At 70.0% G+C, this 10,759-nt stretch carries 8 protein-coding genes and 1 tRNA gene; 6 read left to right on the forward strand and 3 right to left on the reverse strand.

The genetic code is table 11. The annotated features are described in order from the left end of the window. Positions 1-183: 183 nt before the first annotated feature. Together BCD49_RS14430 and BCD49_RS14435 are read left to right on the forward strand one after the other, a co-directional pair. Entirely contained in the window at positions 184-1,365 is a 1,182-nt protein-coding gene (locus tag BCD49_RS14430; protein ID WP_007514690.1) for a hypothetical protein, read from the forward strand. 211 nt (positions 1,366-1,576) lie between these two features. Next, on the forward strand, positions 1,577-2,374 hold the full coding sequence (locus BCD49_RS14435; protein ID WP_007514691.1) for an SAM-dependent methyltransferase: 798 nt from the start codon (positions 1,577-1,579) through the stop codon (positions 2,372-2,374). Between the two features lie 26 nt (positions 2,375-2,400). On the opposite strand, the gene BCD49_RS14440 is transcribed toward BCD49_RS14435, so the two are convergent. Continuing rightward, the gene (locus BCD49_RS14440; protein ID WP_007514692.1) at positions 2,401-3,279 is read right to left on the reverse strand and encodes a helix-turn-helix domain-containing protein; all 879 of its coding nucleotides are present in this window, start codon (positions 3,277-3,279) and stop codon (positions 2,401-2,403) included. 270 nt (positions 3,280-3,549) lie between these two features. On the opposite strand from BCD49_RS14440, the gene BCD49_RS14445 reads away from it, so the two are divergent. Both BCD49_RS14445 and BCD49_RS14450 read left to right on the forward strand, forming a co-directional pair. Beyond that, positions 3,550-4,296: an ABC transporter ATP-binding protein gene (locus tag BCD49_RS14445; RefSeq protein WP_007514693.1), complete on the forward strand. Its 747-nt coding sequence runs from the start codon at positions 3,550-3,552 to the stop codon at positions 4,294-4,296. Next, positions 4,293-5,150, forward strand: a complete 858-nt coding sequence (locus BCD49_RS14450) for an ABC transporter permease (RefSeq protein ID WP_116439395.1) — start codon at positions 4,293-4,295, stop codon at positions 5,148-5,150. Before BCD49_RS14445 ends, BCD49_RS14450 begins: the two co-directional genes overlap by 4 nt. Positions 5,151-6,152: 1,002 nt before the next feature. On the opposite strand, the gene BCD49_RS14455 is transcribed toward BCD49_RS14450, so the two are convergent. Then, positions 6,153-8,282: a WD40 repeat domain-containing serine/threonine protein kinase gene (locus BCD49_RS14455; protein WP_007514696.1), complete on the reverse strand. Its 2,130-nt coding sequence runs from the start codon at positions 8,280-8,282 to the stop codon at positions 6,153-6,155. Positions 8,283-8,922: 640 nt separating this feature from the next. Then, positions 8,923-8,994 (reverse strand) — tRNA-Arg (locus tag BCD49_RS14460). Between the two features lie 121 nt (positions 8,995-9,115). On the opposite strand from BCD49_RS14460, the gene BCD49_RS14465 reads away from it, so the two are divergent. Both BCD49_RS14465 and BCD49_RS14470 read left to right on the forward strand, forming a co-directional pair. Continuing rightward, positions 9,116-9,502: a response regulator transcription factor gene (locus BCD49_RS14465; protein ID WP_007514697.1), complete on the forward strand. Its 387-nt coding sequence runs from the start codon at positions 9,116-9,118 to the stop codon at positions 9,500-9,502. A gap of 192 nt (positions 9,503-9,694) precedes the next feature. Further along, a complete protein-coding gene (locus BCD49_RS14470) occupies positions 9,695-10,738 on the forward strand; it encodes a DALR anticodon-binding domain-containing protein (protein WP_071041569.1) in 1,044 nt (347 codons plus the stop codon). Positions 10,739-10,759 lie beyond the last annotated feature (21 nt).

Consider the following 10,759-nt stretch of genomic DNA (forward strand, 5'->3'; position numbering starts at 1 on the left):
AGGCGTGCTATCGCCCTTGTCTGCGAATCTCGGAAAATTGATACCTCGTGCCGTCCTGTCCTCGCCGGTGTGGAATCCTGACGGTGGGCCGAGACGGCCCGCCACGAAGTCGGGAGCATCGAAAGCCTGGTGTTCTCACCGCCGGTGTTCGCATGTTTCACAGTGTTGAGGAGCTCTGGACCGGTGCGAGTTTCGAGGTTTCGCCGCCGTTGGGTGGCGGTCGGCGGATGCGTCGCGGCGCTTGCGTTCGGCTTGACCGCCTGTTCCGACTCGTCGAGCGGGCCCGGTGGGGTGAGCCCGTCCGCCACGGGGTCCGCCGCCGCGTCGCGTTACACGACGCCGCTGAAGGGGATCTGCCCGTCCACAGTCGTCATTCAGGCGAACTGGTGGCCCGGCCTTCCTGACGGGTACCTGTACCAGCTTCTCGGCCCGAACCCGACGATCGACGTGAGCAAGAACCGGGTCGAGGGAGCGCTGGGCGCTACCGGCGTGAGGCTCCAGGTGCGCGCCGGCGGGCCGGCGACGGGCTTCCAGCCGGTGACCTCGCTACTGGCTCAGGACGACAGCATCCTGGCCGGCTATGTGGGAACGGACGAGGCAGTGCAGGCTTCCGGGGGGCAGCCGACGGTCGCCGTCTTCGCGCCCTACGAGAAGTCTCCGCTGGCGCTGATCTGGGGCAACCCGGAGTGGAACTTCACCAGCGTTGCCGAGATCCGCCAGTCGGGCGCGACGGTGCTGGCCAGCGCGAGCGGGACGTCCTTTCCCGACGTCTTCATCCGGGAGGGGTCGCTGGCCAAGTCCCAGGTCGACACCTCCTATCAGGGATCTCCGGACCGGTTCGTCGCCGCCGATGGCAAGATCGTGCAGCAGGCGTTCGTGACCAACGAGCCCTATCTGCTCCAGCACGATGTCAAGGCGTGGGGCAAGCCGGTGAAGCACCTGCTTCTGCAGGACGAATACCCGGCGTACATCTCCGCGCTGGCCGTTCGGCCGGACAAGGTGTCGGCCCAGCACGCCTGCCTGGCCAAGCTGGTGCCGCTGTTGCAACAGGCGCAGCGGGACTACGTCGCCAATCCGGCGCCGGTGAATCAGCTCCTGCTGAAGGTCGTCGGCACGCTGCACACGGGTGGGTTCACCCTTTCGCCGGAGCTGCTCGCGTACGGGAACGCCACGCAGAAGCAACTCGGGTTGATCGCCGACGGCAGTGACGGAGTGTTGGGTAGCTTCGACACGGCCCGGGTACAGACGCTGATCGGCCGGCTGGTCCCGGTCTTCACCGCGAAGGGTAGCGAGCCGAAGCCGGGGCTGGCTCCTTCGGACCTGGTTACCAACGAGTTCCTCGACAAGACAGTGACGTTGAAGTAAGGGACGTTGACGTAAGTGACGGGCGGGGGCCGTCCCGGCCGGGACGGCCCCCGCCCGTCACTCCTGCCTGGCGAGGCGGTGAGCCGGGTGACCGGCCGGAATGGCGACGGAAGAAAGGCGACGTCCGGGCAGGGCCGCCTCGGACGATCCGTATGATGAGTATCGGGGTCTTGTGGCCTCCCCTGATAAGGCTGCGAAGGGAACGTCACCCATGAACGAAGGTTCGTCACCCGGCGTCGACATCACCGTGCCGCACTCGGCGCGAGTGTGGAACTACTGGCTCGGCGGGAAGGATTTCTATCCGGTCGACCGTGAGTTCGGCGACCGGCTCTACGAGCTGCTTCCCGAGATTGTGCAGATCGCCCGGCAGGCTCGGGCCTTTCTCGGCCGCGCGGTCACCTACCTGGCCGGAGAGGTGGGTATCCGGCAGTTCCTCGACGTCGGCACCGGCCTGCCGACGGCCGACAACACCCATGAAGTGGCGCAGCGGATCGCCCCCGAGTCACGGATCGTCTACGTCGACCACGATCCGCTGGTCCTGGTGCACGCGCGGGCCCTGCTGGTCGGCGCGCCCGAGGGGGCCACGAACTACGTGGACGCCGACGTCCGCGAGCCGAAGAAGATCCTCAGGGCTGCCCGTGAGACCCTGGACTTCACCCAACCAATTGGGTTGATCATGCTCGGGATCATGGGAAACGTGGCCGACCTCGACGAGGCGTACGCGATCGTGCGCGAACTGCGCGACGCCCTTCCCTCCGGCAGCTACCTCGTGTTCAAGGACGGCACCTACGCCATCATGGGCGAGGACCGCGCCGACACCATCCACGATCTCCACGAGCACGAGAAATTCCCGTACCACATGCGCACTCCCGAGCAGGTGGCCCGTTTCCTCGACGGTTTCGAACTCATCGAGCCGGGTCTGGTCTCGACGCCGTTGTGGCGGCCCGCCCCTTCGGCCGAACCGCCTCTGCCGATCGACGACCTGTGCGGCGTCGGCCGGAAGCCCTGACGTCCGCCGTCCAGTCGGAACGGGTGTCACACGGCGTGCTGTGAGTGGAGTGTGGCGATTTTTTGGATAACTTTTATCGTGTCGTCGGGCGTCGTGCTTTTGAGCGCCAGGTTGTCCATGGCGAGCATGTAGCGGATGACGTCTTCCGGTTTGTCGAGGTAGATGGCGCCCGTGAGGTGCTCCACGTAGACGACGTCGGCGATGTCCGGCTCGCCGAATCGTAGAATGCTGAATGCGCCTCCCTCGGCGGGGTGGGGGCTGACGCCGAACGGAATCACCTGGATGATGATGTTCGGGTTCGCGTTCAGAGCGATCAGGTGTTCGAGCTGGCCTTGCATGACGGCCGGCCCGGCGACCGAGCGCCGCAGTGCCGCCTCGTCGATCACCGCCCATGCCCGGGGCGGGTCTGGCCGGTCGAGAATGGCCTGCCGGCTCATCCGTGCCTGGACCCGGCGTTCGACGATGTCGGCGTTGTCCGCCTGGTGACCTCCGGATATGACGGCGCGGGCGTAGTCCTCGGTCTGGAACAGGCCGGGGATGAACTGAAGCTCGTAGGTCCGGATCAGGATCGCGGCTTCCTCCAGGCCCAGGTATGGCTGAAACCACCCCGGCATCACGTCGGCGAAACCCTGCCACCAACCGGGCTCGTTAGCCTCACGGGCGAGTTCGAGCAGCGGCGAGCGGTCCTTCTCGTCTGTGACGCCATACAGGGTCAGCAAGTCGGCGACATCGCGTTCCTTGAAACTGACCCGGCCCAGCTCCAACCGGCTGATCTTTGACTCGGACGCCCGAATGGTGTAGCCAGCGTCCGCCCGGCTAATGCCCTTCGCTTCCCGGAGTCGCCGTAGCTGCGTGCCCAGTACAACGCGGCGTACGATCGGCCCGCTCGCCCGTTGCAGCGTCATTCCTCCGCCTTCATCCGGCCACATTGCTGGCAGCGTACCGGATGATGATGGCAGTCCATGTGGCCGGGTTCACCAACAGCGCCGGGACAATCCGGCCTGGGAGTGCCCGCGCAGGCCGGGCGGCCCGCGCTCCGGGATTGTTTCGCGGCCGTGACCCGGGGGCGGCGCCAGGGTGTGCCGGTAGCGTCCMGCATCGGGGGCTACGATTCGTCCGGGAAGGACGTCGGCATGCCGCCGGCAGCCCGACCCCGTGGCCAGAGGGGAGTGACGATGCCCGCTGCCCCGGGGATCGCGTTGGCGTTCGACGACGTGGGAAAGACCTTTCCCGATGGCACCGACGCGTTGCGGGGGGTGTCGCTGACGGTAGCCGACGGCGAGTTCGTGGCGGTGGTCGGGCCTTCGGGCGCGGGGAAGTCCACGCTATTGCGGATCGCGTCGGGGTTGACCGAGCCCTCCAGCGGGACCGTTGCCGTCGGGCCCAACCCTCCCGGCTACGTTTTTCAGGATTCCACGCTGTTGCCGTGGCGCACCGTCGAGGGCAATGTCGGCCTGCTCGCCCAACTCGACCGCGTGCCGAAGAAGCGGCGGCGCGAACTCGTGGCCGCGTCCATCTCCCTCACCGGGCTCGAGGGGTTCGAGCGCCACCGGCCGACTGCGCTGTCCGGGGGCATGCGGATGCGGGTCTCGCTCGCCCGGGCGCTCACGGTGCGGCCGTCGCTGTTCCTCTTCGACGAGCCGTTCGGTGCGGTCGACGAGATCACCCGGCAGCGGCTCGGCGAGGAGGTGCAGCGGCTGCACGCCCGCGAGCGGTTCGCGGGCCTGTTCGTCACCCACTCGGTCGTGGAGGCGGTCTGGCTCGCGGGCCGGGTTGTCGTCCTGTCGGCCCGGCCGGGGCGGGTGATCGCGCAGGTCGACGTCCCGTTCGCCTACCCGCGGCCCGCCGACCTGCGTTTCGACGCCGCCTTCGGCACCGTCGCCCGGACCGTCTCGGCCGCGCTACAGGAGTCGTTCACGTGACCGCGACCGCCCAGGCACCGCTCGCGCTCCCTGCGGCCGAGAACCCCCGCCGCCCGCCCGGCCGCCCGCGCCGCGTGGCCCGCGCGGCCGGGCCGCCGCTGGCGGTGCTGGCCGCCGTCGTCGGCGTCTGGTACGCCGTGAGCTACCTCGCGCTGGCCCCCCGCCGCCGCTTCCTGCTGCCGCCGCCGCACGAGGTCGTCACCGACGGGTTCGGGGACTGGACCACCTTCCACGAGACCCTGAGGGGACTGGGCGCGACGGCGAAGGTCGCGTTCGTCGGGCTCGCCATCGCCGCCGCCCTCGGAGTGATCTTTGCTGTGCTGATGAGCCAGGCGGGCTGGGTCGAGCGGTCCTTCTACCCCTGGGCGGTGGTCCTCCAGACGATCCCGATCCTCGCGATCGTGCCGCTGATCGGGTTCTGGCTGGGGTACGGATTCTGGTCCCGCACCGTCGTGTGTGTCCTGGTCGCTCTGTTCCCCATCACCACCAACACCCTGTTCGGGCTCCAGTCGACGGACGCCGGGCAGCACGACCTGTTCACGCTGCGCCAGGCCGGCCGGTGGGCAAGGCTCGTCCACCTCGAGCTCCCTAGCGCCCTGCCCGCGGTGTTCACAGGGCTGCGCATCTCTGCCGGGCTGTCGGTCATCGGCGCGATCGTCGGCGACTTCTTCTTCCGGCAGGGGCAGCCGGGCATCGGCAGCCTCATCGACGACTACACCCAGCGCCTGCAATCCGCCCCGCTGTTCGCCGCGATCATGGTGTCCTCCCTGTTCGGCCTGGCGGTGTWCTGGCTGTTCGGGCTGGCCGCCCGCATAGCCGTCGGCACCTGGTACACCCCCCGCCGCCGTTCGTGACCACAGGGTTTGGCTGACCGGACCCCGGCGAGGTCGACGTGACCTTCGGCGCGGGACGCACGTGGCGCGGGAACAGCGGGAGACGACGTTCGGCGAGTACTACGAGCGGTGGCGTCGCGCTCGGCGGATCAGCGCGCCTCGGCAAGATACCGACGATTGATGCGGGAGCGGTATGACGAGGGACGTGCCGTGATGGAGCGGTACATGCGCGAAGGGCGGAAGGCGGTCTAGCTCAGGGCTTCCCGCCAGACCCTCTGGCGCCCCGCCGGGGAACGGTCACCACGCAACCGGGGGATTGTGAGATCTTCAGTGCTCCATGCGCCCACGTCCACCACCGTCCACCGGTGCAGGCCACGGGTCTGAGGACGGCCCCAGGCGTCTGTGCTTGTCCGCTGTTGCCCACCGGCTTGGCTGTCAACCCGGCCACGACGTTGCGGCCCGAGGACCCACTCCAGACACATCGGCGGCCCGAGTAGACGTTCGGTGGGAATCGGGCAGGTGGAACAGTGCGCCGGCCGTCATCCGACCGTCCCGTGCTCAGTTGTTACGGAGCGGTGTCCTGGCGATGGCGCCGTGCGGCAACGGCCACCGCGAGGGTGCCCACTGGCCAGAGAACGAACAGCGCGAGCGTTCCGTACCTTGCCGTCGATGGGTACTCGACATGTGTGCCCTCAGGAAGTGACCAGGTGCACCGGTTTCCTGGCGGCGTCCAGATCCAGTGCGTCTCGCCGTAGTCGGAGTCATGCAGGAGGGGCGGGCAGCCCAACACAGCCTCGCTCGCGAGCATGATGATCAGTACGGCGAGACAGAACAGCCATATGGCAAGCGAAGCCAATACGGCCGTACGGACGAGACGCCCCATGTAAATAGTTTCCCTCAACTGAGCCCCTGCCCGAGACGGGCTGTGACCCCGAGCCGCGGGTATCCGCGGACAGCTACCTGAACCGCCTCCGCGCTCGGCCTCCGCCCAAAGGGGTTCCGGCGAGGAGGCCCGGTTTCGCGTCAGCGCACCTCCCAGAGCCGAATCGTGTAGTCGTTGCTGGCGCTGGCGAGCGTTCGGCCGTCCGGTGCGAACGCCACCGCATTCACATGGCTGGTGTGGCCGGTGATGGAGAGTTCCAGTGGCTGGGGCGCGCTTCGCTTGGAGATGTCCCACAGCCGCACCGTGGTGTCGTCGCTGGCGCTGGCGAGGGTCCGGCCGTCCGGCGCGAATGCCACCGAGGTCGCCCAGCTGGTGTGGCCGATCAGGGGGACCCCCAGTGGCCTGGGCGCGCTGAGGTCGGAGACGTCCCACAGCCGTACCGTGCCGTCGTTGCTGGCGCTGGCGAGGGTCCGGCCATCGGGCGCGAATGCCACCGAGTACGCGTGGCCGGCATGGCCGGTGAGCGGGGCGCCCAGTGGCTGGGGCGCACTGAGGTCGGAGATGTCCCACAGCCGCACCGTGCCGTCGTCGCTGGCGCTGGCCAGGGTGCGCCCGTCCGGCGCGAACGCCACCGAGAACACCCAGTGAGTGTGGCCGGTCAGGGGCGCGCCCAGTGGCCTGGGCGCGCTGAGGTCGGAGACGTCCCACAGCCGCACCGTGGTGTCGAAGCTGGCGCTGGCCAGGGTTCGCCCATCCGGCGCGAACGCCACCGAATACACATAGCCGGTGTGGCCGGTGAGGGGCGCGCCCAGTGGCTTGGGCGCGCTGAGATTGGAGACGTCCCAGAGCCGCACCGTGTTGTCGGCGCTGGCGCTGGCGATGGTGCGCCCGTCCGGTGCGAACGCCACGCCGTACACGTTGTCGGCGTGTTCGGTAAGGGGGGCGCCCAGTGCCTCGGGCGCGTTCCGCTTGGAGATGTCCCACAGCCGCACCGTGCCGTCGTCGCTGGAGCTGACCAGAGTGCGCCCGCCTGGCGCGAACGCCACCGACCGCACGTCGCCCGTGTGGCCGATCAGGGGGGAGCCCAGCGGGCTGAGAGTGGGACGAGACGTGGGCCGCACCGAGGGGAGGGTGCTGGTCGTCTTGAGGGGGATGACGGAATCCGCGTCCTTGGGGATGGTGAGACCCAGGACGGTGCCGGTGATGGCCAGGAGGACGGCCGCGGCGGCCAAGGGCAGGCGGTGACGGTGTAGCCGGCTCCACGAGCGGCCGGATCGCCGGGTGGGCGGGCTGTTCGATGTCCCATCCGACAGCGGGCGTTCGGCGCGCTGGGTGGGGAGTACGACGGTGTTGCCGGACCCCGGCGGGGAGATCGCCATGGCGAGCGGCGCCACGGCGACGGGGGCGGTGGGCGATTCGGTGGCGGCGCGGATGTCCTCGTCGAGGCGCAGCCGAATACCGGCGCGGCTGGTCCACCCCGGGCCGTGCACCTCGGCGGCGGCCTGGGCAAGGGCGAGAGCGAAGGCGTGGGCGGTCTGCGGTCGGTCGGCGGGGTCCTTGGCCAGGGTGCGCATCACCACGTCGGCCACCGGGCCTGGCACCCCGGCCGGCGGCGCGGGGGCGACGTGGAGATGGTGGTGGGCCAGCGCCTGGCCGGACACGGCCGGGCCGAACAGCGACGTGCCGGTGAGCAGCTCGTAGAGCAGCACGCCCAGGGCGTACAGGTCGGTGGCCGGGCTCAGCCGGGCGCCCAGCAGCTGTTCGGGCGCCATGTACCGCGGCGTGCCGATGACCGCGCTGGCGGTGGTCGACGCCCCCTCCACGATCTTCGCGATGCCGAAGTCGGTGACCTTGAGCAGGTCGGCGGCGTCGAACAGGATGTTGTCCGGCTTGATGTCGCGGTGCAGCACCCCGGCCCGGTGCGCGCAGCCGAGCGCGTCGGCGACGGCCAGCCCCACGGCGCACGCGGTCTCGGCCGCCATGCCCTTGCGGCGGCGGGACAGGGTCCCCCCGGCCAGCAGCTCCATCACGATCAGGTGCAGATCGTCCGTCGCGACGGCGTCGTAGACCCGGACGATGTGCGGGTGGTCCAGGGCGGCGAGCAGCCGAGCCTCGGCACGGCCGCGCTCGATGGTCCCGTCCGGCCCGGCCGGCAGGACCTTGATGGCGACGTCGCGGTGCAGCTCCTGGTGCCGGCCCGCCAGCACCAGCCCGAACGCGCCCTGCCCGAGCTGGGCGCCCAGCTCGTAGCCCGGCAACGCCGCGGCCACCCGTGTCTCGTTGACGATCAACGTGTGGAAGCCGTCACACGCCGACTCCGGCGACCGCTGTTCACCATTGCGAGCTCCCCGATGTCCCCTATGTGGCTTGCGATCGTAGCGGCGCCACAGATAGGGGAGAGCAACCGTCGGCCACCCGACCAGCCAAGCGGTAGTTCAGACGTGAGTCGTCCGTCTGCCCTGCGTCGCTGCCGTAAAGCCAGACGCAGTCCACCCCAAAAGGGTGCTCAGGGGGCGAAGCTCACCCGGCGCGAGCTCCACAACCCGGCCAAGAGCAAATAACGCCGAGAGCCAACCGAAGGTCTGCGCACAGTCGACCCGGCCACCTCATCCGTACCCGGCAGGAAAAATGCGCACCACGCCACCCCCACGCCCAAGGCGCCCCACCCCACAATGGGCTCCAGGGCCGAAGCCTCCCTGCCCCAAAGAGCGAAGCCTCCCCAACCCAAAATGGGGGTGCAGGGGGCGAAGCCTCCCTGACCCAGAGGATGAAGCCTCCCCGACCCAAAACGGGGGTCCARGGGGCGAAGCCTCCCTGGCGCGGGGTCCGGGGCTCGGCCCCGGAGCAACATGACGCGGGAGCCCGGGAGTAAACCCCAAAGGGGTTTACGAACAGGCAAGGCCGATCGCGTGCCCCCGGCAGGATTCGAACCTGCGCACCTGCCTCCGGAGGGCAGTGCTCTATCCCCTGAGCTACGGGGGCGGACCGGTTACGGGGCGGGGCGGTGAGGCCCCGCGCGGTTGCCGGATCGCCTTGGCAACGAGGCATACCGTACCAGGTCTGAACGGCGGACCGGGAAGCGGCCGCGCCGTAAGCTTCCGGCGTGCACTACGAACCTCCACGTGTCCTGGTCGTCGACGACGACCCGGTGATCCGCCAGCTCGTGGTCGTCAACCTGGAGCTGGAAGGGTTCGAGGTCCACACCGCCGTGGACGGGCAGGACTGCCTGGAGCGGATCCGTGAGATCGACCCGGCAGTGATCACCTTGGATCTCATGATGCCCAAGGTGGATGGCTGGGAGGTGGCGAGCCGGCTGCGGGCCGACCCGGCGACGGCGGGCATCAAGGTGGTCGTGCTCACCGCTCGCGCCCGGGAGGCGGACCTGCGCCGTGGCGCCCGCGTCGGCGTCGACTGCTACCTCACGAAGCCCTTCGACCCCGACGAACTGATCGGTGTCGTGCAACGGCTCGCGGCCGGCCAGCCGGTCTGACGCGTCGCGCGTCGCGGGTCGGGTGGGCCGGTCCGGTGAATCGGCCGGGCGAACTGGCTGTCCCGTCTGACAATCTGGCCTAAGTGAGAAGCTGTCGGGCGGCGGTCCAGCGGCCGCCCGACAGTGCCGTTGTGATCTTGTCGGATTCTGTGTTCGCACCGACTGTCCGGACGCGCCGATAGCATCGCGGGCATGACCCCCGCCGACGTCGCCGACGCGATCGTGTCGGCCGTCCGCGACGCCGTGGCGGACGGCGCGATCGACGTCGCGGTGCCGGYGACGGTCCCGGTGCGTCGTCCGAAGAATTCGGAGCATGGCGACTACGCCTCGGTCGCGGCGCTGGAGATCGCCAGGGCCGCCCGGCGCCCGGCGCGCGAGGTCGCGGATCTGCTCGCCGCCAGGCTGTGCCGGGGTCGCGGGATCGCCAGTGTCGAGGTGGCTGGTCCGGGGTTTCTCAACATCCGGCTGGCGCCGGCCGCGCTCGGTGAGCTCGCTCGCACGGTCGTGCGGGCGGGCGACGCCTACGGCCGGGCCGAGACGCGCCGCGGCATCCAGGCCGACGCCGCGTTCGCCGCCGCCTCCTGTGCAGACAGGTCGCCGTTCGCCCCGGCCAGGCGGCTGGTGGCCGCCGCTGCCCTCGCCCGGCTGCTCGACGCCGCGGGCTTCGACGTGAGCCCGGCGGGTCCCGCCGACCAGGCCGGTGCCGCGGCGCTGGCGGATCTCGCCGGAGTCGTCGGGACGGATGCCGCGCGGTACTCGCTGGCGCGGCAGCCGCTGGACGCGCCACTCGACCTCGATCTGGCCCTGGTCGGCCGGCAGGTGCCGGAGAACCCGGCCTTCGACGTGCGGTACGCGCACGCCGAGACCTGTCGGCTGCTGCGCCATGCGACCCAGCTGGGTATCCCGGCGGCGGGCGGTGACGTCCCGGTGCCGGGCGGCGTGGACGTGTCGCTGCTGGGTGACCCCCGGGAGGTCGACCTGCTGCGGGCGCTCGGCGAGCTGCCGAGTGTGCTCGCGGCGGCCGCGTCGTCGCGCGCGCCGCACCGGCTGGCCCGCTACCTCGAGGAGCTGGCCGGGACCTATCACCGTTTCTACGACGCCTGCCGGGTACTCCCGCGGGGGGACGAGGAGCCGACGCCGCTGACCCGCGCCCGGCTGCTGCTGGTCGAGGCGACGAAGGTCGTTCTCGCGAACGGGCTACGGCTGCTCTGCGTCCGCGCCCCGGAGCGACTGTGACAGCCGCCCCGGAGCACGTGT

Origin of the sequence: Pseudofrankia sp. EUN1h, assembly GCF_001854645.1 — a bacterium.
Classification (GTDB): Bacteria; Actinomycetota; Actinomycetes; order Frankiales; family Frankiaceae; genus Pseudofrankia; species Pseudofrankia saprophytica.